General features: G+C 59.2%; 22 protein-coding genes and 1 pseudogene. 14 read left to right on the top strand and 9 right to left on the bottom strand.

Going from position 1 to position 22,735, the window contains the following annotated elements:
- The 8 genes and pseudogenes from ACH2EH_RS26045 to ACH2EH_RS26010 all read right to left on the bottom strand — a co-directional run.
- Positions 1-388, bottom strand: a pseudogene (locus tag ACH2EH_RS26045) (hypothetical protein); the annotation flags it as partial.
- A 5-nt stretch (positions 389-393) separates the two neighbouring features.
- Positions 394-837, bottom strand: a complete 444-nt coding sequence (locus ACH2EH_RS26040) for a hypothetical protein (RefSeq protein ID WP_395146341.1) — start codon at positions 835-837, stop codon at positions 394-396.
- 88 nt (positions 838-925) lie between these two features.
- Positions 926-3,178: a catalase/peroxidase HPI gene (gene katG / locus ACH2EH_RS26035; protein ID WP_395146342.1), complete on the bottom strand. Its 2,253-nt coding sequence runs from the start codon at positions 3,176-3,178 to the stop codon at positions 926-928.
- A gap of 334 nt (positions 3,179-3,512) precedes the next feature.
- Complete coding sequence (locus ACH2EH_RS26030; RefSeq protein ID WP_395146340.1) at positions 3,513-4,433, bottom strand: hydrogen peroxide-inducible genes activator; 921 nt, start codon at positions 4,431-4,433, stop codon at positions 3,513-3,515.
- Positions 4,434-4,473: 40 nt separating this feature from the next.
- Positions 4,474-6,546, bottom strand: a complete 2,073-nt coding sequence (recG, locus tag ACH2EH_RS26025; RefSeq protein WP_395146339.1) for an ATP-dependent DNA helicase RecG — start codon at positions 6,544-6,546, stop codon at positions 4,474-4,476.
- Positions 6,543-7,190, bottom strand: a complete 648-nt coding sequence (locus ACH2EH_RS26020; protein ID WP_395146338.1) for a DUF4058 family protein — start codon at positions 7,188-7,190, stop codon at positions 6,543-6,545. Before ACH2EH_RS26020 ends, recG begins: the two co-directional genes overlap by 4 nt.
- Before the next feature lie 279 nt (positions 7,191-7,469).
- On the bottom strand, positions 7,470-7,754 hold the full coding sequence (locus ACH2EH_RS26015) for a putative quinol monooxygenase (RefSeq protein WP_395146337.1): 285 nt from the start codon (positions 7,752-7,754) through the stop codon (positions 7,470-7,472).
- A 406-nt stretch (positions 7,755-8,160) separates the two neighbouring features.
- Entirely contained in the window at positions 8,161-8,916 is a 756-nt protein-coding gene (locus tag ACH2EH_RS26010) for a BTAD domain-containing putative transcriptional regulator (protein WP_395146336.1), read from the bottom strand.
- 410 nt (positions 8,917-9,326) lie between these two features.
- On the opposite strand from ACH2EH_RS26010, the gene ACH2EH_RS26005 reads away from it, so the two are divergent.
- From ACH2EH_RS26005 to ACH2EH_RS25940, 14 genes are all read left to right on the top strand, one after another.
- Complete coding sequence (locus ACH2EH_RS26005; RefSeq protein WP_395146335.1) at positions 9,327-10,892, top strand: GspE/PulE family protein; 1,566 nt, start codon at positions 9,327-9,329, stop codon at positions 10,890-10,892.
- Positions 10,893-10,895: 3 nt separating this feature from the next.
- Positions 10,896-12,116: a type II secretion system F family protein gene (locus tag ACH2EH_RS26000; RefSeq protein ID WP_395146334.1), complete on the top strand. Its 1,221-nt coding sequence runs from the start codon at positions 10,896-10,898 to the stop codon at positions 12,114-12,116.
- The gene (gene gspG, locus ACH2EH_RS25995) at positions 12,113-12,526 is read left to right on the top strand and encodes a type II secretion system major pseudopilin GspG (RefSeq protein WP_395146333.1); all 414 of its coding nucleotides are present in this window, start codon (positions 12,113-12,115) and stop codon (positions 12,524-12,526) included. Before ACH2EH_RS26000 ends, gspG begins: the two co-directional genes overlap by 4 nt.
- Complete coding sequence (locus tag ACH2EH_RS25990; protein ID WP_395146332.1) at positions 12,527-13,075, top strand: Tfp pilus assembly protein FimT/FimU; 549 nt, start codon at positions 12,527-12,529, stop codon at positions 13,073-13,075.
- Positions 13,068-13,457, top strand: a complete 390-nt coding sequence (locus ACH2EH_RS25985; protein ID WP_395146331.1) for a prepilin-type N-terminal cleavage/methylation domain-containing protein — start codon at positions 13,068-13,070, stop codon at positions 13,455-13,457. Before ACH2EH_RS25990 ends, ACH2EH_RS25985 begins: the two co-directional genes overlap by 8 nt.
- Positions 13,454-14,197 carry a type II secretion system protein GspJ gene (locus ACH2EH_RS25980; protein WP_395146330.1) on the top strand — a complete coding sequence of 248 codons (744 nt, stop codon included), beginning with the start codon at positions 13,454-13,456 and terminating at the stop codon, positions 14,195-14,197. The genes ACH2EH_RS25985 and ACH2EH_RS25980 overlap by 4 nt, the downstream gene beginning before the upstream one ends.
- Positions 14,194-15,408 carry a general secretion pathway protein GspK gene (locus ACH2EH_RS25975; RefSeq protein WP_395146329.1) on the top strand — a complete coding sequence of 405 codons (1,215 nt, stop codon included), beginning with the start codon at positions 14,194-14,196 and terminating at the stop codon, positions 15,406-15,408. The genes ACH2EH_RS25980 and ACH2EH_RS25975 overlap by 4 nt, the downstream gene beginning before the upstream one ends.
- Positions 15,405-16,667 (top strand): PilN domain-containing protein, encoded by a 1,263-nt coding sequence (locus ACH2EH_RS25970; protein WP_395146328.1) that lies wholly within the window; start codon positions 15,405-15,407, stop codon positions 16,665-16,667. Before ACH2EH_RS25975 ends, ACH2EH_RS25970 begins: the two co-directional genes overlap by 4 nt.
- Positions 16,664-17,248: a type 4a pilus biogenesis protein PilO gene (gene pilO / locus ACH2EH_RS25965; protein WP_395146327.1), complete on the top strand. Its 585-nt coding sequence runs from the start codon at positions 16,664-16,666 to the stop codon at positions 17,246-17,248. The genes ACH2EH_RS25970 and pilO overlap by 4 nt, the downstream gene beginning before the upstream one ends.
- On the top strand, positions 17,241-17,873 hold the full coding sequence (locus tag ACH2EH_RS25960; RefSeq protein ID WP_395146326.1) for a hypothetical protein: 633 nt from the start codon (positions 17,241-17,243) through the stop codon (positions 17,871-17,873). The genes pilO and ACH2EH_RS25960 overlap by 8 nt, the downstream gene beginning before the upstream one ends.
- Complete coding sequence (locus ACH2EH_RS25955; RefSeq protein WP_395146325.1) at positions 17,870-20,617, top strand: secretin N-terminal domain-containing protein; 2,748 nt, start codon at positions 17,870-17,872, stop codon at positions 20,615-20,617. Before ACH2EH_RS25960 ends, ACH2EH_RS25955 begins: the two co-directional genes overlap by 4 nt.
- 94 nt (positions 20,618-20,711) lie before the next feature.
- A complete protein-coding gene (locus ACH2EH_RS25950; RefSeq protein ID WP_395146324.1) occupies positions 20,712-20,993 on the top strand; it encodes a DUF503 domain-containing protein in 282 nt (93 codons plus the stop codon).
- Between the two features lie 9 nt (positions 20,994-21,002).
- The gene (gene rbfA, locus ACH2EH_RS25945; RefSeq protein ID WP_395146323.1) at positions 21,003-21,422 is read left to right on the top strand and encodes a 30S ribosome-binding factor RbfA; all 420 of its coding nucleotides are present in this window, start codon (positions 21,003-21,005) and stop codon (positions 21,420-21,422) included.
- The gene (locus ACH2EH_RS25940; protein ID WP_395146322.1) at positions 21,423-22,409 is read left to right on the top strand and encodes a bifunctional oligoribonuclease/PAP phosphatase NrnA; all 987 of its coding nucleotides are present in this window, start codon (positions 21,423-21,425) and stop codon (positions 22,407-22,409) included.
- On the opposite strand, the gene ACH2EH_RS25935 is transcribed toward ACH2EH_RS25940, so the two are convergent.
- On the bottom strand, positions 22,393-22,735 hold a 343-nt coding region (locus tag ACH2EH_RS25935; protein ID WP_395146321.1), incomplete at its 5' end, for a hypothetical protein. The genes ACH2EH_RS25940 and ACH2EH_RS25935 overlap by 17 nt on opposite strands.

Genomic DNA, 22,735 nt, shown 5'->3' with positions numbered 1-22,735 from the left:
GACCAATAAAGCGCACCGTGAGAAAGCCGTAGCGAAGCGCTGGGTCGGCAATCGCCTCAAACGGGTTGTAGGCTGTGCGCTTGCCCAGGGACCAACCCGCTGGTTGCAGCGCATCCAGCCCTAGCCAGAGCCCTAGCCCGAGCAGCCCGGCAACAACGCCCAGCGCCACTGCTTTGCCGTCGCCACGAAGCTCGCTCTTCCACTCGCGATCGCGAAGCTCGCTCTTCCACTCGCGATGGAAATACAACAGCGCAATCAGTACCAGAAGTGCCTTAATGCAGTAGGCAATCGGGTAGCTGGAGCGGGGCAGGTAGCCCTCCAGCGAGGTCAGCACCAGAAAGAGTGCCATCGGGGCGGCATAGGGTAGCCAGTCGGGTTTGTTAGTCATGCGTATTAGTGCTCGAGATACATCCGTCCCAGAGTTGTTGTCTGAGACACGATGGAGTTGGGGCCCAAGGGCCGAAGCGTCAGCTTAGTGGCGCTCCAGTTCAGCGTCCCCTCAGCGATGGGCTGGTTGTTTTGAAGGAGCATCAGGGTGCGGGGGGTGTTGCGAAGCTGAAGATTGGACTGGCGTTTTCCGCCAACATTGACCCGGTAAAAATCGGAGCCGCCGTAGCGAATATCAAGATGGCCCCTACGGGACATCCAGACTCCATGCGTGCCTGAGGTGGTATTGTAGCCCAGCATAGCTAGGGCAAAGCCGGGATAGCTGCCCAGAATCACGACTACGACGGTGCCGAAGCAACCAAGCCGTGGCTTTTTCGTCACGTGTTTGACGAGGGCCTCAGCACACCCAAGTGTGAGTATGAGGGCGATAAATGCGACGAGGTACTCCACCTAAAGATTATAACCCGGTTTTCGCTCTCGTTTGGTGCGGGGAGGGGGGATTCCTCTCCCCGCACCATCTCATGACAGAGCGATAAAATCAGACTAGGTCGAAGCGGTCAAGGTTCATGACCTTGTTCCATGCGCCCACAAAGTCCTTGATAAACTGCTCTTGAGAGTCCTCACTGCCATAAACTTCGGCAATGGCCCGTAGCTCCGAGTTTGAACCGAAAATGAGGTCCACCCGTGTTCCCGTCCATTTTAGGGCGCCCGTCGCACGATCATGCCCCTCGAACACCTCTTTGGAGGCAGAGCTTGCTTTCCATGTGGTGCCCAGATCAAGTAGATTGACAAAGAAGTCATTGGTAAGCGCCTCGGGGCGCTTCGTAAAGACACCGTGCTTGGACTGACCAAAGTTTGTATTCAGCACACGCATCCCCCCAACGAGCGCTGTCATCTCTGGTGCTGTCAGTGTCATTAACTGCGCCTTGTCAACCAGAAGCTCCTCGGGCAATGCCGTGTGTTTGGCATTCACGTAGTTGCGGAAACCGTCTGCAGTGGGCTCTAAGACCGCAAAAGATGTGGTATCTGTCTGTTTTTGTGAGGCATCTGCTCGTCCTGGGGTAAACGGAACTTTCACAGTATGGCCCGCATTTTTCGCTGCCTTCTCGATGCCTGCACAGCCGCCCAGAACAATCAAGTCCGCGAGAGAGACCATCTTGCCGCCGGATTGCGCCTCGTTGAACGCTGTTTGGATACCTTCGAGCGTGTTGAGAACTTTCGTTAATTCGGCAGGATGGTTGACTTCCCAGTCTTTTTGAGGTGCCAGACGAATGCGTGCGCCATTTGCTCCACCACGCTTGTCCGAGCCACGGAAGGTTGCCGCCGACGCCCAAGCTGTGGATACCAACTGAGACACCGTCAGTCCCGAAGCCAGTATTTTCGACTTCAGTGACGCAATATCTTTTGTCTCAATGAGCTTGTGCGCGACAGCAGGAACCGGGTCTTGCCAGATCAGTACCTCTTTTGGTACTTCGGAGCCCATATAGCGCGAGCGTGGCCCCATATCGCGGTGCGTCAGCTTAAACCAGGCACGGGCGAAGGCATCGTCGAACTCCTTGGGATTCGCCAGAAAACGCCGCGAGATCTTCTCATAGGCTGGGTCGAACCGCAGGGCGAGGTCGCTGGTCAGCATCATGGGGGCGTGCCGCTTACTTGGGTCGTGGGCATCGGGCACGCTGCTGGCTGCCGCATTGCCCTTGGGTTTCCACTGCTTTGCACCCGCTGGGCTCGTGGTCAGCTCCCATTCGTAGCCGAACAGATTCTCAAAATAGTTATTGCTCCACTTCGTGGGCGTCGTTGTCCAAGCGCCTTCAAGACCACTGGTGATAGTGTCCTTGCCACTCCCCTTGCCGTAGGTGTTTTTCCAACCGAGTCCCTGCTCCTCGATACTGGCGGCAGCAGGCTCTCTGCCAACGTACTTACTGGGGTCAGCAGCACCGTGGGTCTTGCCCAGTGTATGCCCACCTGCAATCAGTGCGACCGTTTCCTCGTCGTTCATCGCCATGCGGCCAAAGGTCTCGCGAATGTCACGAGCCGAGGCAAGGGGATCCGGGTTTCCGTTAGGGCCTTGGGGGTTGACATAGATCAAACCCATCTGAACCGCCCCCAGCTGATTTTCTAGCTCACGGTCACCTGTATAGCGCTTATCCCCGAGCCACTCCGTCTCGGTGCCCCAGTAGGTATCTTCCTGAGGCTCCCAGACATCTTCACGGCCACCCGCGAAACCAAAGGTCTTGAAACCCGCAGATTCTAGGGCGCAGTTGCCCGCAAGGATCATTAAGTCCGCCCACGAGAGCTTCTTGCCGTATTTCTTCTTGATGGGCCACAGCAGTAGACGCGCCTTGTCGAGGTTTGCATTGTCAGGCCAGCTATTAAGCGGGGCAAAACGCTGCATGCCAGCCCCTGCGCCACCGCGACCGTCCGAGATGCGGTACGTCCCCGCACTATGCCATGCCATCCGAATGAAGAACGGCCCATAGTGACCGTAGTCGGCGGGCCACCAGTCTTGCGACGTGGTCATCAGAGCGAAGATGTCTTTTTTTACAGCCTTTAGGTCAAGAGATTTGAACGCCTTGGCGTAGTCAAACTCCTTGGTCATGGGGTTGGAGAGGGAAGAGTGCTGGCGCAGGATGTTGAGCCTCAGCTGATCTGGCCACCAGTCATTATTGCGCATCCTCCGGCCCGCCACTGTCTGAGTCGGCGTGGCTTCCGTATGGAACGGACACTTACCTGCCGTACTGGGGACAACGGGCGCACTGTCTAGTGCATCGTGGCTGTTGCTGGTTGGCATCTCCGCACTCAGCAAGCTTGCGGGGACTCCGGGGAAGGCGGCGGCACCGGAGGCTAGTGAGCAGCCGAGCGCGGCCAGAAACGTCCGTCGGCTGCTCATCAGAAGGCTGCCTCCCTCGGAGTTATTGAGTGTGTCCTCGGAATACAGCATCGGATCGGGGGTATTGTTCGTCTCGTTCATGATAATTGTGGTTCCTTTGGTTCGTCCATGTGAATTTCGTGGACGCACCATCTCGTGGAGTCTCATTATCACCGAGATGAGAGGCAAGATCAACGCTGAATTTCTGATCCTAAGCTTCCGTTTTTCCGAACGTTCTCAGGAGCAATCGTCTTTGCTACGCGGGTTCTAGAAGAGACTGAGAGTCGGGGAGGCGGCGTAGAAAGGCGACTAGGCTCTGCGTATCGCGATCGTCCTGACCGGTTTTACGGGTCACGAGCGCGATGGTTCTTCCCGGCGTCGGGGGGGCAAATGGGATTGCTTTAATGGTTGTATCCGGGCGGCGAGTGGCGAGCGCGGGCAGGATCGCGCACCCGAGGCGTGCGGCGACGAGCGCCCGCTGCGTTTCTAGCCCCGCCGCATGCACCAGTCGCCGGTGTGCCAAGTAGCCTGTGCCACATGCTGCTAGCACCTGATCGCGCAGGCAGTGGCCGGGCTCCAGCAGAAGTAGTTCCTCCAGCGGAACATCGGCGACCGTGAGCACATCTTTTTTGGCCAGCGGGTGATCCAGAGCCACTCCCAGCCAGAACGGCTCCCGAAACAGAGACCAGGTAGCCAGATCGCTTTCGTCTTGCGGCAGTGCGAGAAGTGCGGCATCTATCTGCCGGGTACGGAGCATCCGCACCAACTCGTCGCTGAGTGCCTCGGTGAGCACGAGCTGGAGCCTCGGGTAGGTGGCGAGCAGGCCCGGCAGAACCAGCGGAAAGAGATACGGGGCGAGGGTTGGAAACGCTCCCAGCCGGAAGCGGCCGCAGAGTGGAGCGGACACCGACTGGAAGGTTTGGGCGAGAACCGAGGATTCTTCTAAGACAATCAGCGCCTGGCGGACGATACTCTCGCCCTCGGGGGTCAGCCCAACATGCCGGCTGGATCGCTCAAACAGGGGCTTCCCGAAGGCTGCCTCGATCTTCTTCACGGTGGCAGAAAGAGTTGCCTGGCTCAGGCCGAACTCCTCAGCGGTGCGGGCAAAGTGTCGCCGCTCGGCAAGGGTCACGAGCAGACGCAGGTCACGGAGCGAGAGGTTTTCAATACGGTCCATCAGGCGCTATCGTAGCACACAAGCGCCCCAAATCAGGTCGTCACCCGATCTGAAGTGCCTCGGAGGCGCGTCTGTGGGCGGCGACGGTTTGGGCGAGGAGCTGGTGTTCGGGGCGGATGAGCTGTGGGTCGCGGCTGAGGAGATCGAAGGCGTCGGTGCGGGCTTCAAGAAGAATATCCTGATCGCGCAAGACATCCGCGACTTTGAGGCTGGGAATGCCGGACTGGCGCGTGCCGAAGAACTCACCGGGGCCACGGAGCTTCAGGTCTTCTTCGGCGATCACAAAGCCGTCGCTGGTGGCACACATTACCTCCATGCGCGCCGTGCCATCAGGCGTGGCGGGGTCGGCGAGGAGCACACAAAACGAGGCGTGCTCACCGCGCCCGACCCGGCCTCGGAGCTGGTGGAGCTGGGCGAGGCCGAAGTTGTCGGCATCCTCGATCACGATCACGGCGGCGTTGGGAACATCCACGCCCACTTCGATCACCGTCGTGGCAACCAAAACCTGGTGCTCGTTTTTGCGAAACGCCTCCATCACGGCGTCTTTCTCGTCGGATTTGAGCTGCCCGTGGAGCAGGCCGATGGAGAGCTCGGGGAAGACATGGGTTTTTAAGTGCTCCGCGAGATGGGTTGCCGCTTTCGCCTCGCGCTTCTCGGACTCCTCGACCAGCGGGCAGACGATAAAGGCTTGTCGCCCCTGAGTCACCATCTGTTTAATGCCCGCATAGACTTTGTCCTGCTCGGCACGCCTCTTCCAGTGCGTGCGGATCGGCTTGCGGCCCGGCGGTAGCTCATCCAGGATCGAGACATCCAGATCGCCGTAGACCGTGAGGGTGAGCGTGCGCGGGATGGGGGTGGCGGTCATGACGAGCATATCGGGCCGAACGCCTTTATCCGAGAGCGCGGCGCGCTGAAGTACCCCGAAGCGGTGCTGCTCATCAATCACCACGAGGCCGAGCTTATGAAAGCCCACACTCTCCTGGATCAGCGCGTGGGTGCCGACGACCACATGCGTTTCGCCACTCAGCAGGCGCTCTTTCACGGCGGCTTTCTCTTTGGCGGGCCGCGAGCCGGTCAGCAAGTCCACGCGCAGGCCGAGCTCTTCTAGTCTGGCGCGAATGCTCTTGAGGTGCTGCTCGGCGAGAATCTCGGTGGGGGCCATGAGCGCCGCCTGGTAACCACCGCGCACCGCAATCGTCATCGCCGCCATGGCGACGGCTGTTTTGCCCGAGCCCACATCGCCCTGAATCAGCCGGTTCATGGGAGTCGGGGAGGCCATGTCGCTCCCCAGCTCCGCGATCACGCGCTCCTGAGCGCCAGTGAACGTGAAGGGGAGCACGCCTCGCAGCTCCATCACGGGGCCAATCGCATCGGGAAAGGCGATGCCGGGCTGACGGGCCACCTCTCGCTTCTTTTGGGCCACTAGGATTTGTAGCGCGAGCAGCTCCTCGTACGCCAGCCGGTGACGTGCAGCCTGAAGCGCCTCCTCGCTCTCGGGGTAGTGGATATTGCGCAGCGCGGCCTCAATGCCCGGGAGATTGCGGCGCTTGCGCAGGGCTTCGGGGAGTGCGTCCTCGAACTCGGCGGCGCACAGGTTCACGGCCTCGTAGGCAAAGCGGCGCAGGCGGGTCTGGGAGAGGCCCTCCGTGAGCGGGTAGACGGGCACAATGCGGCCAATGGCAAGCGAGTCCACGGAACCGTCTTCGTCAATGGCCTCCCACTCGGGCGAGTTTAGCTCCGGGGCGTAGCGGCGCTTCACCTGACCGTAGGCCACGACTTGCTTGCCGATGAGCTTCTCAAAAGTCGCTTTCATGCGCCACTGGTTGAACCACGTGAGAGAGGCGACAACCTTGGAGCCATCGTCGAGCGTGACTTTGGTGATGACGAGCTTATTGCGCAGCGGCTTGTTCTCCACCGCCGTGACTTTCCCCAAGATAGTCGCGTACTCACCATCGCGCACGTCGCCGATCTTGACAAAGCGTGTCCGGTCTTCGTAGCGGCGCGGGAAGTGCGCGACCAGCTCCCCGACCGTGCGAATTTGCAGCTTCCAGAGTGTTTCCGCCAGCTTCTCCCCGACGCCTTTGAGTTTTGTGACGGGCTGATCGGGAGTCATTCGCGGCGCAGTCCACCTGCCCGAAGAAGCTGATCTGCCCACTGTGCATCGTGGCCTTTGAGGCGTGGCGTTGGCTCGTTGGTGTAGTCCACCTCGCGGCGAAACGGGCCATCGTCGTAGATGCGCTCAAAGGCGGCCTGAAAGGGGAAAACTAAATCAGGGTGCTCAGGTGTGAGGGGAATCGTTATCTCGGGCAGAGAGTCATGCAGATCAATATCCCAGAACTCCACGCCCGCCGCGCCTGCTCGGTGAAGACAGACAATATAGTCCCACTCGGTATCTTGCTTGGGGTCTGCAAGAGGAACCGCGACGGTGTGCTCGCCGCCTCGAAGCAGATCAATCTCCAATAAATGTGTATGACTCAGAAGAATCTCTTGCTGCTTTTGTTGGTACTGAGTGCGCCCCTGCCCGGATTTATTAACCGGACTGAGAATCTCTATCGCGGTGACAACCTGTTTCTGCCCGCGTGCTGTCACAATCTCCAGATGAGGAAGCTCAACCGCTCTTTCGATATGCGCCACGAGCCCCTCTGGGAGCGCACGATTGAGGAAGCGGGAGAGTTCTGCAATCAGCATGACGTGGATGTCGTGCCAGTACTCGGGGTCTTCCAGAAAAGGGTCCATACCAGGAAAGGGACTGGGCATGTCCATAGTATACCTTCCCAAGAATCGCGGCCTCGTTTGCCGGGGCGTGAACGTCCCGAAACTTAGGGTTCTCTGGGGCGGATGACGTACTGTGGCGTTTTCCAGTAGGTGTCCTAGCAGTCCTCATGAAGATGCTTCACCACCGAGCATGAAAATCTCGGAGCGGAACCCTCAGGGAGGGCTGTCAGGCGGCTATTTTCAAACCAGGAACTGTTGAGTTTGGGAGGGGGGCAAACCCATCCCAAAAACGACCGTTTGTGAGACAAACTGGTTCCTGTGCTATGGCGGTCCTGAAGATGCAATAATGTGTCGTGCCACAGACGCACGCTCAATCACTGAATATAAGTCGTCATCGGGACCATTATCCCGAAATGCAAGGAGTTGCGCTTCAGAATCCCACTCTTCGTAGACATTCACGCGGTTAGGTTCGACTGGGTCAGCAGCAACAATGAAGTCTGTGCAGCCAGGCCAGAGACGCGCTTTTCCTATTGCCTCCAGAGACGAAGAGAGAAATTTCTCTCTTTCTGCTGGTTTCACATAGATTTTTCCAGAAACTATGAGCATTTCTTGACTCCATCTTTCTTCAACTACTTCCTCAATTCCTTGACCCCAGCGAGTACAACATGAATATTGTAATAGGCATTTTGTGTTTTTAACATATTGGGCTCTGAGAACTTATTCGTTCCTTTGATTTTGATTTCTGACCTTATCATACTAAACTCTATCTACATCACCCGGAAAGCTAAATCTAAAATCCTCTAAATGTCCCAGAAAGGTTCCTTTTTGGCACCGTCACAAAGGCTTTAGAGTGCGCGTGGCGAATGGCTCATTTTCACGTCTCGAAACTTATCTTAGAATCACTGTCGCTTTATGATGCTGGCTCGCTGAGTTTTGGGACGCTCTGCACACGGGGAATTTATGACTCTAAAAGCCGCCCGTTTGGGGCGAGCGGCTTTGCTCTTTCTCTTACTCAGACTGCCTGGTAGGGGCCGTTTTTAGGAAGTCCAAACTCCGTGCGAATCGGCCCATTGGCCTTGTCCGTGTAGGGGAACGCGCTATCGGCGGCGAGCTGGAGCTGGACACGCGCGGTGGTGATCTCCACAACCAGCCGTGTGATTTCCTGCTGCGCGACGCTCGCGGTGTTCTGTGCCTGTGCCTGCGCGGCGTTGTGCCCCTTCCAGATCGAGAGCGCCTGCTCCAGTGCGACGAGCCGCTCCGGGGTGACTCCGGGGAGGTTGTCCGTGTGGGCCTGGCGCACGATGGCATCGGCGGCTTCTGCGAGGGCGGCGAAGCTCAGGGCTTTGAGCGCGGTGCCGACATAGTACGCCTTGAGCTGCCCACGCTCGGTCGCGCTCCGGCCCCAAAGGCGCTTGGCGGCGCTCTGCACGCCTTGTAAGAGGCCAATCAGCGCGAGGCGCACGGTCTTCTCCTGAGCTGTCGCACTCATGCGGTTCGCGTTGGCGCTCAGGTGGGTGGCGATGGCGGCGCGGCAGAGCGCGGTCTGTGCCAGGAGGGAGTCGGCAAAGCCTGTGGGCAGTGCCTCCGCTGCCAGCGCGGTCGCGATCTCGGGGCGCTTTGCCACCTGGGCGCGTTGCTCGGCGAGGTCGAGGCCACGCACAGTGCGGGCATCAACAATCCCTCGACGGCGGGGTGCTTTGGGAGCGGCCAGCGCTTCCGGGGCGGGGGGTAGGGTCTCTGTAGCCATCGGTAACTTCTCTGTATCCATAGGTAGGGTCTCTCACTTTCTCCACGACCTCGCCAAGGCGCTCCGTAGCGCCGCGAGGCTCTGATAGAGGAGACACCAGACGCTCCCTAAGGTTGCACCGACGCTACGTAGCGCCTCTCAGACACTTCATAAGACTTCTCAGATGCTCCGTAAACCTAGTGCAACACCGATGACCGACAGCTCGAAAAGCCTCGGGGAGACGTATTGACAGGACTGAGGTGCATAGCTCAGCCTTCTTTGTTTCTGCTTTTATTTTGAGAAATTTAGTGCTTTGTGTTTTATTGCTTGGGATTAAAAAAACATGAAGATCAAAAGTAACTCTAGTTTCATGGTTTTTTCACGATGATGTATATAATATGAGTAAGGGCCACGAACTATTAGAGACGGATGACGTCTTTACTGTGAATAACATGACTGCTTCAGAACCGATCACTCTCCCTCCTCTTGAAGATGCATTTGAGCATGTTGATCTTGAGAGCACGCGACCTCAGGACGAAGCGGTCTCGCTGGTTCCAGGGGACTTCGCGCTCAAGTACCAGATCCTGCCGCTGAAACTACAGCACGGCACTCTGGTGGCTGCCATTGGCTCGCCTCTTTCTCTGGGAGCTGTAGATGAGCTAGGGGTTCTGCTGCAAAGGCCCACCCGCGCTGTTCTTGCGCCGCCTGCCATCATCAAGGAAAAAATCGAGGAGATTTTTCTAGAGAAGATCCTGGCGGGTCTTCCGGGGCAGGGTGATGATGCCAATGCCATAGATGCCGATGAGAACACGGATCTGGCGGATCTGCAGAAGATGGCGGGGGAGACGGCTGTGGTGCAGATGGTCAACCTCATCTTTGCACAGGCAGTGCGTGATGGGGCATCGGATATCCATATCGAGCCCTACGAGAAGGAAGTCAAGATTCGCTGCCGCATAGACGGCATGCTGCGCGCTATGATGGCTCCTCCAAAGCGCATGCACGCCGCGATCGTCTCGCGCCTGAAGATTCTCGGCGAGATGAATATCGCCGAGCGCCGCTTGCCTCAAGACGGGCGCATCAAGATCATGATTGCCGGGCGCGCCATTGATGTCCGTGTCTCGATTGTGCCGACGGTCTTTGGCGAGCGGGCCGTGATGCGTATTCTGGATAAAGGCACCGCGATGCTAGGCCTTGCGGAACTGGGCATCCAGCCGGACATGCTGGAGCGTTACCGGCAGATCATCAAAGTTCCCTACGGCGTGATCCTAGCCACCGGCCCGACCGGTGCGGGAAAGTCTACCACTCTCTACGCTTCGCTTCAGGAGATCTGGTCCCCGACCACCAATATTCTGACCATTGAGGATCCGGTTGAGTACCAGGTGCCTGGCATCAGCCAGATTCCCGTGCGTGCCGCGATCGGCCTGACGTTTGCTAATGGGCTTCGCAGTATTGTGCGTCAGGACCCAGATGTGATCATGGTCGGAGAGATCCGTGACCACGAGACGGCGGAGATCGCGATTCACGCGGCGCTGACCGGGCACTTAGTCTTCTCCACGCTGCACACCAACGACTCCCCCGGCTCGGTGACACGCCTTCTGGACATGGGTGTCGAGCCGTATCTTGTGGCCTCCTCACTGATTGGCGCTGTGGCCCAGCGCCTCGTGCGCCGTGTCTGTACTAACTGTTCGACACCCTACTTGCCCGAGAGTGAGATTCTTGAAGGAGTGGGGATTACGCCACACGAGTGGGCGGGAAGTGCTCCGTTTCGAAAAGGCAAGGGCTGCGAGAAGTGTCAGGGAAGCGGGTATAAGGGCCGTGTCGGTCTGTACGAGCTCTTCGTCATTGATGAGCCGATCCGCCGCATGACGGTGGATCGTGCCAGCTCGAACCAGATGAAGGACTACGCCATCAAGACCTACGGGATGCGGACGCTCCTGGGAGATGGCAAGCTCGCGGTGCTGGCGGGCAAGACAACTCCCGAAGAGGTTCTGCGTGTCTGCCAGCGGGAGGCACTCTAAGCCATGGCGGCCCTGAGTTTTTCGTACACTGCGATGGATGCCAGCGGTGCACAGCGCACGGGCGTGATTGAGGCGGAGACCAAAGAGGCCGCACTGGCGCGGCTAGATGCCGAGGGACGTTTCGTTCTTGAGATCAACGAGGCCAAGAGCGCCGTGGCCACGGCGGGTTCAAGTTTTGGCGGACGGCGTGCACCGTCGCGCCAGGAGCTCGCGCTCTTTACCCGGCGGCTGGCCGATCTGTCGCAGGCGGGGCTCCCGCTGGATCGTGTGCTTCAGGTGGTCTCAGAGCAGTCTGAAAGCCAGGTACTCAAGGAAGTTTGTGAGCAGACTCTGGAGGATGTGCGCTCCGGTATGCCTGTCAGTCAGGCGCTAAGCAAGCACCCTAAGTTCTTCAACGAGGTCTTCACGCAGACTCTGCGCGCCGGGGAAGCCAGTGGGCAGTTCCCTGAGGTGGCCGGGCGGCTGGCGGATTTCCAGGAAAAAGAGGTCGCGCGGCGCAGCCAGATCAGCGGTGCCCTGGTCTATCCGGCGATTCTGGCGTCTACGGCAGTGTTCGTGGTGCTGTTCTTACTGTTGTTTGTCGTGCCCAAGCTCTCGGGAGTTTTCAAGGATTTGGGCAATAACTTGCCAATGACCACCAAGATGCTTTTAGCGAGCACCGACTTTATCACCAAGAACTGGATCCTAGTTCTGGCGGTGCTGGTCGGAGGGTGGCTACTGATCAAGGGCTGGCTGGCGACCGCGAGCGGGGCGTATCTGCGGGATAAGTTTATGCTGAAAGCGCCTCTGATCGGGCCCGTGGTGATGAAGGCGACAATCTCGCGCTTCGCCCGGGTGCTGGGTACACTGGTCTATGGAGGCGTCCCGATCCTGGAGGCGCTGGATATTGCCGGACTTTCCGCAGGGAACCGGGTGTTCCAGACAAGTGCGAAAGAGGTCTCCGAGGAAGTGCGCAACGGACGGCCCATCGCGGAAGCGATGCGCGATACGGGAACTTTCCCGCCGGTTTTAACTCACATGGTTGCCATTGGTGAAGAAACAGGGGATCTGCCGCGCATGCTAGGCCGTGTTTCTGATAGCCTCGATTTCGAGGTTGACACAGGGATGCGTCGTCTGGTTTCTTTGGTGGAGCCCGTGATTGTTCTGACGATGGGAGCCTTTGTGGGGTTTGTGGTTTTGTCGGTGCTCTTGCCGATATTTCAAGCGCAGGAAACAGTAAAATGAAAAGACAAAAACGTGCTTTTACGCTCATTGAGATGCTGGTGGTAGTGTTGATCCTGGCGATCTTAGCCGCTCTGATTGTTCCGCGTGTGGTGAACCGCACGGGGGATGCCAAGCGCGCCAAGGCTGCCAGCGATATTGCGACTCTGACCAGTCTGCTCTCGCAGTACAAAGTGGACACGGATCAGTTTCCCACTTCCGAGCAGGGCCTGATGGCACTGCGGGTGCAGCCAGGCGATGTCAATGGATGGCGTGGCCCGTACAGCCAGAAAGACATCCCGGGCGATCCTTGGCAGAATGAGTACTTTTATGAGTCGCCGGGGCCTGATGGGCAGGATTTTACCATCATATCCTACGGAGCCGATGGTGCTCCTGGGGGTGAGGGCGATGCCTCGGATATCACGAGCGAGTAGATGAGGTTCACCCCCCCTGCACCCACCCGGTGGGGGAGCCTATTTACGCTGATCGAAGCGACTGTGGTGATCACGATACTGGCCCTGATGGCCGCGCTTGTGGTTCCCAATGTCGTTGCTCTCCAGCGCTCGCGTGCGGTTCAGGGGCTTAAGGCCAGTCTTCTACGTCTGCCTGCTGAAGCGCAGAACGAAGCGCGGCGTAGCAAGCAGGCAGTGACACTTCGTACTGAGGGAAGCACTACCCTGGTGCTGGAGCAGCTTGGTCAGGACGGGCAAGAGGCGACAGAGTTCAAGCGACTGAGCTTGGGCAATGAGATTCAGCTTGACGCAGCGCAGTTGGAGGGGGAGAGCGTGGACCTCGCATCGTGGGAGTGGACGGTCTACCCGGATGGTTCCGCGCGTGTGGGACGGCTGGAGTTTCTGGAGGGCAATCGCGTGCTGAGCTTGCTTCTTCCTAGTGAAGGGGAGCTTCCTCGCTGGAGTGCCGCAGGCACACTTGAAGCTGGTGAAGGGCGCTGGAGCGCCGGGGAACTAGAACAACGTGGGTAAGCGAGCCTTCACTCTTGTTGAGGTACTTGTGACGACGGCACTGGTTGGAGTGGCTCTGACCGGGGTGCTGTCGGCGCTGGGGCGGCTCTCACGAACTGACTCCTATGCCCGGAACGCGGAGCTTCTCCAGAGGCTGGCGGCGCAAAAGCTGTCCGCGCTGCGCGTTGAGGGGGATCTGCGGACGGCGGAGACGAAAGGGGACTTCTCGGCGGAGGGTTATCCCGATGCCCAGTGGAACCTGGAGCTCCAGACCACCGACGATGAGAACGTGGAAGAGGCGACCATTACCGCGGTACGAGGGGAGTCTGAGCAGGCACTCTCGGAGCTGGTCTTCTTCCGGCCAGAGACAACAACAGCGGGAACGGGAACGAGCGGACAATGAGACAAAACCGACGAAAGGGACGAGCAGGGGTTTCTTTGCTGGAGCTACTGGTAGTGCTCGTGATGATGGGCATTCTCACCAGTGCGCTCGTCTATGCCTTTGTCGGTGGACTGGATCTGGAGCGCCGTCAGGCACAGCGCCAGAGTGAGCAAAGCCCCGCAGCCCGAGTGGAGCGGCGGATCACCCGTCTCCTAGAAGGCGCACTGCTCTCCGAGGACACGAACGACCTGACGACCTACTTTGTGGCCGCGACCGAGGTCGGTGATGGAGCACTAGGAGCGGATCGGCTTACCTTTACCACGGTTGCCGTCGGGCTCTCGCTCGCGACCCAGCAAAGCTCCGATGATTTTGAGACCCAGCACGAGCAGGTCGGCTCTCAAGGGGGAGTTGCTGAGGTCTCGCTGGGAATTGCCCCCGTGGGGGAAGAAGCGACTAGTAGCACAGGACTTTTTGAGCGGTTGCAGCAGCCCGCCGACGGTGACGAGGAGCAGGGCGGTACAGAGTCGGTGCTGGAGCCTGCGGTGACACAGCTCGGTTTTGAGTTCTATGACGGTACCCAGTGGGTGGCCGACTGGGATACGAAAAACAACATCCGCCGACTTCCTGCCGCGGTGCGGGTGAGCTACACGCTCGCCACGGACTCGGATGGTCAGATGCATAGCTTTGTGGTTGTACTGCTGTCTAGTGATGTAGATGCCGATAATCCTGCCACGGATACCAGCACGGGAGGCGCGGCATGAGACGAGGAACGAAGCGAGCGCAGCGTGGTGGTGTGATGGTGCTGACCCTGGTGATTCTGGCGGGCTTGATGGCTCTGCTCGCTACGTTCGCCGCCAACCAGCGCACCTACCTCAATGTGACAATGAACACCCTACGCGAGCGTCGTGCTGAGGCCGCCGCTCGCTCCGGACTGGCAATCGCGCTCTCTGGCCTGCAGGATGTCACGACGAATTTGGTGAAGCTGGACGACGACTGGGCGCTCATCGGTAAAGATGGCACCACCGCGACGGAGCTGACTGGCGGGGCAACCTACCGGGTACAGATTCTGGATGCGGGCAGTCGGCTCAATATCAACACGCTTACGGAGGCGCAGCTCCAGACCCTACCCCTCACCAGTGAGCAGGTCGCCAGCGTCCTAGACTGGCGCGAGGCCGGTCAGCAAGCGCGCACCGAGGGGGCGAAGGATCAGTACTACAATGAACTACTGACTCCCTACAACACCAAGCTCGCCAGCCTCACAACACTCACGGAGCTGGCCTTGGTGAAAGGTTGGACGGCGCGTACGCTCTACACCCCGGAGGCTGAGGAGATTACCGCGACCAATCTTCTCGAAGACGAAGCGGGGGAGACACTGGCACTGGCAAGTGTGCTGACCGTTTCCAGTGGGGCACCCAACACCACGGCCAGCGGGGGAGCGCGTACCAACTTGAACCAGCAGAACCTGAGCCCCTTGACAATGCTTCAGCTTGGGCTGCCGGTACAGCTTGCGACCCAGGGGCCGTTCACGTCGTTTGCGAATCTGCTGGGCCGCCCCGGCGTCGCTCCACAAGCTGCGCAACAAGTACTCGATACAGCCAGCTTCTCGACCCAGACACGCCTCACGGGCAAGGTGAATCTCAACACGGCGCCGGAGGCAGTACTTTTAAGCCTTCCTGGGATGACAACTGATATTGCCAGTGCAATTGTCACACGCCAGAGCACGGGCTTTGCGTCACTGGGCGAGCTGACCAGCATTCCCGCACTGACGGGTACTCTGTTGGGCCAGATCGCCGATGCAGCGTGCGTGGGCGGCGATACGTTTATCGTGCGGGCTTGGGGAGAGAGTGGGGGCTCGGGAGTCGCACTGGAGGCGCTGGTGGGGATTCGCAATAGTAAACCGCAGGTGCTCAAACTTGAGCGCATCAATTCAACAACGATACCAGCGTGGTGGCGCTGGGAGGGGACATTATGAAAGGGAAAACGCTGCCAACCCTCCATCTTGAGTGGGCTCCAGGCACGGTGCTGGCGATGGATCGTGCCGATAATCGGCGCGCACGGGGCGCGGATATCTCGGAGCTGGGACGCTTTATCCGAGGACATAAAGAGGCGCTGGTGGGGGTCAGCCGAAGCTGTGTGTTCCTTAAGACCCTCCGCCTGCCCAAGGCAACCCCGGAGGAGCTGCGCCGTCTGCTCAACCTGCGTCTGGGGCAGCTTTTTCCCGTGCCCGCCAGCGATCTGGCCTTTGATGCTATTCAAACAGAGGATCAGAATGCGGAGGGGTGGCTCACGCTTGTGGCCGCGATGCGCGCTCAGGATCTTGTCCAGTTGCGTGTGGAGCTGGCTCAGGCCGGTTTGAAGGCCATGAGGATCTTTCCCGTTGCACTAGCTGCGCCCGCGATTGCCTCGCGCCCCGATGCGCTGGTGGTGGATAAGCTCCCTACCGGGATCAACCTGGATGTGGTTCAGGGAGGTGTTGTGCGTTTTAGCCGTATGGCACCCGAAGATGCCAATCTCGGGATGGAGGCGCAGCGCACTCTCATGGCGGCTGGGGCTGGATCACTGGATGCTGTTCGTGGGCGTACTCTCGAGGCGCTGCACCTCGCACCTGAGTTCTCTTTCGCGCTGAACGAAGATCGTGCTAAAGAGAGCAAGAAGCGCCTGGGAGATAAGAGCAGACTGTCGCTCTTATTGCTGGTTTCGTCGTTTCTACTGGCCGGTTATATCTGGGTTACCCGGACGGAAGCACAGGCCAAGGTTGATAAATCAAAAGCAAAATGGGACGGGGAACGTAAGAAACTCACCGCAATCCGTGATGCGGAAAAGGCTAAGGCGAGCCGAGCACTCCTGGTACGCACAAGCCTAGACCGCGCCTTTGTGCCCGCGCAGCCACTCAGCGATATTACCAAAGCTGCCAGCAATACACTTCCTGAGGGAGTCTGGCTGATTGGGATGAATACCGAGCGGGGCAAGCCGCTCCAGCTTCGGGGAACCGCTAAGACGGGGCAGCAGGTGGCTCAGCTCGTGAATAGCCTGAGTGTTAGCCCACGGTTTCGGGACGTGAAACTGGTCTTTGCCAACGGAGGGAAGATTGAGGAGACTCCAATCGTGCAGTTCAATGTTGCCGCAACTGCCGTGGGGAACTTGCCCATGCCCGCACCTGAGAAAACCGGGAAGAAGACGACCAGAAGTAAGATCGCTCCGAAAGTCGCTAGTGCAGGAGACAGTCAATGAAAAATCCGCTGTTTAACTTTAAGAACCCTCAGGAGGCCGGGCCTAGTGGGGTGATCCTGGCTGCTCTGGTGATCCTAGCGGGCTCACTTGCCTTTATGCTCCTGGTACCGGAGCCCACAACGGATGGGATGGCAAAAGAAAACGTCAAAAAACGTAAGCAGCTTCTTGACCAGATCGAGACTACCCAGAGTGAAGGCCAGCAGGCACGGGCTCTGGCGACGGCGCGGCTCTGGCAAGGGGATCCGGACACCATCACCGCCGCGGTTCTGGCGCGGCTGACCCAGGAGGCCACGGGGCGCAAGCTCAAGCTCTCTGCGTTTCGCCCACAGCGCCTGCAGAACCTGCCGGAGCTGGCTGAGCTGCCTTTTAGTGTCCAGGTCTCCGGGGCCTATCCTGCGGTTCATGCATTTGCAGCCACTCTGGATGCACCAGGCAGTAAGCTCGCACTGCGCTCGCTCCAGCTCGCATCGAGCGATGCCAGCTCCAATGCCGTGACCGCGACCCTAGGGCTCTCGGCCTTTATCCCGGCGTTACCCAGTTCCACAAACCCAGAGACGAAGGGAGGAGCTACTCGTGGCTAAGATTAGTAAACCCGTTGGATGGTTTGCCTTTCTGGCGGTGGTAGGGGGAGTTGCCTTCTACTTCTTAGGTGATTCTGAGGGCGGTAAGCGGCGAGCTGCACACAGTCCCACTAAGCCGAAGTCCACGGCACCACCCGGCTTCCCTGAGTCTGACATGACGGCGAAATTTGGGCGCCTGACCAGCCCTCTGCGCGACTCTTTTTCCCCGAAAGTCACTGTGACAAAGCCGCAGCTTCTGGGGGGCGGAGCACCAATCATCGCTAAACCGACATGGGCACTCACAGGGATCTATGTCTATAATGGAGTTAAGCTTGCCCTGCTTGAGAATGCCGTTACCGGGGAAGCTAAGACTGTCAAAGCGGGTCAGACCTGGATGGGACAGCAGATTCTTACGGTGACATCGAGCGGAGTCATGCTGGCCAATGGCACCCAAATGGTCTTCGCCGAGCCACCGTCCGAAACGCAGCCCAGCGTAACGCCTGTCTTATTGCCTAACGGGCCGACCGTGCCCGGTCCTATAGTGCCACGACCGGGTGTCGCCGCAGACCCCCCGTCAAATCGTCCATTAACAATTAACCTGCCACCGGGAGTGGCACCAACCCAACCTACGCGGAGCCAACCATGAAAACAAACAGAATCTTTCGTCACTTCCCCCTACTGCTACTGGCAGTGGCGGTCACACCGTCTGTCGCGCTCGCCCAGTTTGACCAGGGCGGCTTTGGTGGCTTCGGGGGCGGAATGGACTTCCCCAAGCCCGCGTGGGAGCAGTTCAAGCTCAACCCCAAGACCCGTCTGAAGCTAGATTTCCGCAATGCAAGCGTGGATGCTGTGCTCAGCGTCTTTAGCCAGGCCAGTGGGATCGCCTTCGTGAAAGACCCCACTTTGACGGGAGTGCTCATGCTTCAGAGTCCGACGAGTCAAACACTCAAAGATGCTTTCGCACAGCTCAATGCTGCGCTGGGGCTCCGGAACTTTGACATGACCAAGAGCGGGAATTTTCTCATGATCAAGGCCCGCTCGCAGTCTGGTCGTGGCGGTGCTGGTGGGGGGCGTGGAAGCGGCTTTCCCACGGGATTCGATCCCAGTATGTTCTCTGGCCGTGGCAGCACTAGCAGTACCAGCACGGCTCCTAAGGTCTACCAACTCAAGTACGCCAGTGCGTCCCAAGTAGCGCGCGTGATCAACGATGTCTTTGCGGGCTCCGGGCAGCAGAACAATCCGCTCGCGGGCCTTGCAGGGCTTTCAGGGCTTCTGGGCGGCGGCGGTATCCCGGGTGCAACAGGAGGGACTCTCCCCACTGCCCCACCCACTGTGCCTGGTGGTGGTGGCAATGGCCCCAGTGCTGGCCCTGATCCCGATCCGCAACGTGGTGGCGGTGGCTTCGGCGGTGGTCAGCGTGGCGGCGGCTTAGCGAGTATGTTTGGTGGCGGCCAGGGCGGCGGCTTAGCGAGTATGTTTGGCGGCGGCCAGGGCGGCGGCTTAGCGAGTATGTTTGGCGGCGGTGGCTTCGGGCGGGGAGGGGCTAGCGCCTCCGTGGTGCGTGCCTCTGCTGATGACTACTCGAACTCGGTGATTGTGAATGCACCCACACGCGAGCAAGGCCAAGTCGCGGACCTGATCGAGGAGATAGATAAGCAGACTGAGCAGCCACAGAAGTCCCAGGTCTTCCCGCTCCAGTTCGCCAATGCATCAGATCTGGTGACGGTTGTGCAGAACGTACTCATCGCCAATATCCCTCGTGGGCGGGGTGGCACCAGTGGCTCCCAGCAGACCATTGACCAGCGCTTCGGCGGCGGCGGTGGCTTTGGAGGTTTCGGGGGGCGTGGTGGCGCGGCGGCAGGACAGGGTAATGTCGTGGCGGAGGGGCGAACCAACTCGCTGATTATTACCGGCACTCAGGAGAACCTGGATATTGTCGGTAAAGTGGTTAAAGAGCTGGACAAGCCTATTACTTTTGAGAATAGCACCTTTGTGATTACTCTGGAGAATGCGCGCGCCGATCAAATGGCCGATGTCTTGAGCCAGAGCTTTGGCAGCCGTACGAACTCCCGTGGCACAGGACGCACCACAACAGGGCAGACGGGGGCGGCGAGCCGGACAAATGGAGCTACCCGCAACACTGGCGGTGGCGGCAACAGCCCGACATCGCTGGGCGGCGGGCGGAGCCAGGACGCGCCTATCTCCGTGGGCCTCGCTGATCCGACGGCAAGCGCGGGCGAACTTGCTACCAATGTCACCGTTCAGCAAGGCTTCGGCGGCTTCGGTGGCTTTGGCGGTGGCGGCTTTGGTGGCTTCGGCGGTGGCGGTACCACCCGCGCGTCGCAGCAGAGCCAGGGAACCCGTGGACTCGATGCCAATGGCCGCGTGGTGAACCTGCGCGATCTCACCGGCCAAGTGACTGTCATCCCGGACATCAACACCAATAGCATTATTATCGTGACATCGCCCGAGAACCGTGCGCTGCTACAGCAGATCGTCGAGCAGCTCGATAAGATCCCTGAGCAGGTGATGATCGAGACACTGATTGTCGAGGCGAGCCTGGACGCCACCAATAAATTGGGGGTGGAGTGGAACTTCACGCAGGGCGCAGGAAGCGTGCTGGGCGCACTGGGGGCCAAAGACACCAAGGGCGCAGGCACGGTTCAGTTTGGTAGCCAAGCCAGTACGACGCAGCCCCAGGGTATGCGCTACACGCTCACCGGTGGCCAGTACGGCGCGTTTCTCCAGGCGCTCAAGACAGATGCACGCTTTGAGGTGCTCTCCTCGCCGCGTATCTTCACGAGTAACAACTCCACTGCGGAGATCAATATCAGCCAGAGTCTGCCGTATGTGACGAGCCAGCAGACAAACGCTAACGGGGTGCTGACATTTAACTACTCGTTTCTAGATGTGGGAATTATTCTCACGGTCACGCCACGCATTACGTCCAATGGCTATGTCACCATGGATGTCACCCAAACTGCCAACGATTTTGTGCGCTACACGGACTTCAATGCCCCTGTCGTCAATCAGCGCGAAGCACAGACCACGGTCAGTGTCAAAGATGGGGAGACAATTGTGCTGGGAGGGATTATCAAGGACTCTATCTCGGCCACGGTCAATAAGCTCCCGGTGCTCGGTGATATTCCCGTGCTGGGCAAGCTCTTCCAGTCCAACTCGACCACCAAAAGCAAGACGGAACTGCTCGTCTTCCTCACCCCGCGCATCGTCCGAGACTCAGACGAGGCCCGAAAGCTGCGGGAAGACACCCAAAAGCAGATGCAGTCTAAGCTCAAGGACAAGCTTCCCGCGTTTAGTATTCCGGACACAGGCAAGCCCAAAGAGGGCGTGACGCCCAAAGAAGGCGAGAAGAAAAAGATCGGCGGGTAGAGTCTTAGGCGATATAATCAATCCGGCACCTTCCTAACAGGGGTGCCGGATTTTATTTTGGCTGTCCGCCCCAAGTGCTGTGCGGACTCTGCTCATGCATATCGGTGTTCTCACACTCTGCCTCTCCATCGGCTATGCCGACTCTCTCAAAGACAAACGCCAGGCGATAAAGAGCCTGGTGGCACGGGTGCGAAACAAATTCAATGTCTCTATCGCGGAAGTGGACGAGCTGGATATCTGGCGACGGGCGACTATTGGCGTCACGGTAGTGAGCAATAGTGCCCTGCTCGCCAACCAAATACTCCAAAAGGTGATAGATTACGTGGATAACGATGCCAATGTGGTTTTAGACGACTACAGTATCGAGATGCTTTAGAAAGAAACTATGCCGACACTACGACAGGCACGGGTTGCTGAGATGATCAAGCGCGACCTCGCCGAAATTTTGAGTAAAGACGTGGGCGATCCCCGCGTGGCCCTAGTCAGTGTGACCGATGTGGAAGTGGCGCAGGACTTCTCCCTTGCGAAAGTCTTCATCTCCGTGATGGGCGATGAGCAGGAGAAACATGCCGCGATGAAGGCGCTGCGCAGTGGCGCGGGCTTTATCCGGGGCCGACTGGGCTCCCTGCTGGAGCTGAGGACGGTGCCAATGCTGGTCTTTCGCTTTGACGAGGGAATTGACCGGGGTGTCCGAATGTTTGAGCTCCTCCGCGAGGAGCAGCAGTTCGCCGCGAGCATGCCTCCCGCCACGGAGGAGGAGCTTGCCGCCGTGCGTGAGGAAATGGCTGAGGAGACTGGAAAGTAGATGGCGCTCAACCCCAATGCCCCGCTGGACCGAGAAGGGCTCGATGAGGCGGTGCAAGCTGTCTGGAGCGCAAGGCGGATCGTGCTGGCTTGCCATGTAAACCCCGATGGGGATGCCATTGGCTCGATGCTGGGCCTCGGGCTGGGGCTGGAGGCGCTGGGCAAAGAGGTGACCTACCTCTCTGTGGATGGCGTCCCGGAGACACTGGCCTTTCTGCCGGGCATCGAAAAAATTCAGACCCACACCGACCGCCGCGACTTCGGCCTCGGTGTGGGCCTGGATGCGGGCGACCTGAAGCGGCTTGGCGAGAGTGCGGAGGTCGTGCTCTCGGCCCCGCTGGTGATGGACATTGATCACCACGTGACCGGCGGGCAGTTCGGGCAGGTGCGCCTGCTGGATGCGACGTCGGCGTCCACTGCGGAGCTGGTCTACGATCTTTTGCTTGCGCTTGGTGTCGAGCTTACTCCCGAGATGGCGCAGTGTCTGCTCTGCGGCGTGCTGACGGACACGGGGAGCTTTAGATTCTCGAACACCAAGCCCCGCACGATGGCCGTCGGGGGCGCACTGATCGCTGCTGGTGCGTCGCCTACCGTGATCTACGAGAGTGTCTATGAGAACGCCAGCTTCGGGGCGCAAAAACTTTTAGGGCGCGCGATGGATCGCATGGCCCGCAGCACCGATGGCAAGCTGGTCTGGTCGTGGGTGATCCAATCCGACTTCACCGAGTTCGGCGCTACCGACAAAGACACCGATGGGATCGCCACCGCGCTCCGTGCCGTCCGTGGCGCGGAAGTGGCGCTGTTCCTGCGCCAGATGCCCTCGGGCAAGCTGCGGGTCAGCCTGCGCGCCCAAGAGCCCTGGGATGTCGCCGCCGTTGCCGCAAGCTTTGGTGGTGGTGGCCACAAGCTCGCCTCAGGCTGCTCGCTCGACGGCCCCCCCGAGGCCGCCATCGCCGCGCTCCTGGTGGCGCTCACAGCCCCAGCATAGTTCCTAGAGCGCGAAAGAAGAGCTGGGCATTGGGAAAGGCGGCGTACTCGAATCGGTAGACGCCGTCTCGACCGATGCCCAGAAAGCCCGCCTTCCCTCCCTTGCGCCAGATCGTCACATAGCCATCGTTCACGGAGACCGAGGTAAGTTCTGCCAGAGGAATCTCCTCGGTTTTTTCTTTCTGCGTGAAGTTGATCCCTCGGCTGGAGAGGGTCAGAAGTGGGCCATTTTCGATGGGGAACTCTCTGGACTTGCCTGCCCAGAGGTCGCGCATCAGGGGCGTCTGAAGGGCCTGGGTATAGGCACGTTCTGCGCTCTTGCCAAAA

Source organism: Armatimonas sp. (assembly GCF_043760365.1).
In the GTDB taxonomy this organism is placed as follows: domain Bacteria; phylum Armatimonadota; class Armatimonadia; order Armatimonadales; family Armatimonadaceae; genus Armatimonas.
The sequence above is the reverse complement of the archived record's forward strand: the minus strand, read 5'-3'. Positions and strand labels throughout refer to the sequence as shown.

Bases quoted from the DNA above. Each gene is read 5' to 3' on its own strand.
- katG (WP_395146342.1), bottom strand. From the start codon at position 3,178: ATGCCAACCAGCAACAGCCACGATGCACTAGACAGTGCGCCCGTTGTC.
- ACH2EH_RS26030 (WP_395146340.1), bottom strand. From the start codon at position 4,433: ATGGACCGTATTGAAAACCTCTCGCTCCGTGACCTGCGTCTGCTCGTG.
- recG (WP_395146339.1), bottom strand. From the start codon at position 6,546: ATGACTCCCGATCAGCCCGTCACAAAACTCAAAGGCGTCGGGGAGAAG.
- ACH2EH_RS26020 (WP_395146338.1), bottom strand. From the start codon at position 7,190: ATGCCCAGTCCCTTTCCTGGTATGGACCCTTTTCTGGAAGACCCCGAG.
- ACH2EH_RS26015 (WP_395146337.1), bottom strand. From the start codon at position 7,754: ATGCTCATAGTTTCTGGAAAAATCTATGTGAAACCAGCAGAAAGAGAG.
- ACH2EH_RS26010 (WP_395146336.1), bottom strand. From the start codon at position 8,916: ATGGATACAGAGAAGTTACCGATGGCTACAGAGACCCTACCCCCCGCC.
- ACH2EH_RS26005 (WP_395146335.1), top strand. From the start codon at position 9,327: ATGACTGCTTCAGAACCGATCACTCTCCCTCCTCTTGAAGATGCATTT.
- ACH2EH_RS26000 (WP_395146334.1), top strand. From the start codon at position 10,896: ATGGCGGCCCTGAGTTTTTCGTACACTGCGATGGATGCCAGCGGTGCA.
- gspG (WP_395146333.1), top strand. From the start codon at position 12,113: ATGAAAAGACAAAAACGTGCTTTTACGCTCATTGAGATGCTGGTGGTA.
- ACH2EH_RS25990 (WP_395146332.1), top strand. From the start codon at position 12,527: ATGAGGTTCACCCCCCCTGCACCCACCCGGTGGGGGAGCCTATTTACG.
- ACH2EH_RS25980 (WP_395146330.1), top strand. From the start codon at position 13,454: ATGAGACAAAACCGACGAAAGGGACGAGCAGGGGTTTCTTTGCTGGAG.
- ACH2EH_RS25975 (WP_395146329.1), top strand. From the start codon at position 14,194: ATGAGACGAGGAACGAAGCGAGCGCAGCGTGGTGGTGTGATGGTGCTG.
- ACH2EH_RS25970 (WP_395146328.1), top strand. From the start codon at position 15,405: ATGAAAGGGAAAACGCTGCCAACCCTCCATCTTGAGTGGGCTCCAGGC.
- pilO (WP_395146327.1), top strand. From the start codon at position 16,664: ATGAAAAATCCGCTGTTTAACTTTAAGAACCCTCAGGAGGCCGGGCCT.
- ACH2EH_RS25955 (WP_395146325.1), top strand. From the start codon at position 17,870: ATGAAAACAAACAGAATCTTTCGTCACTTCCCCCTACTGCTACTGGCA.
- ACH2EH_RS25950 (WP_395146324.1), top strand. From the start codon at position 20,712: ATGCATATCGGTGTTCTCACACTCTGCCTCTCCATCGGCTATGCCGAC.
- rbfA (WP_395146323.1), top strand. From the start codon at position 21,003: ATGCCGACACTACGACAGGCACGGGTTGCTGAGATGATCAAGCGCGAC.
- ACH2EH_RS25940 (WP_395146322.1), top strand. From the start codon at position 21,423: ATGGCGCTCAACCCCAATGCCCCGCTGGACCGAGAAGGGCTCGATGAG.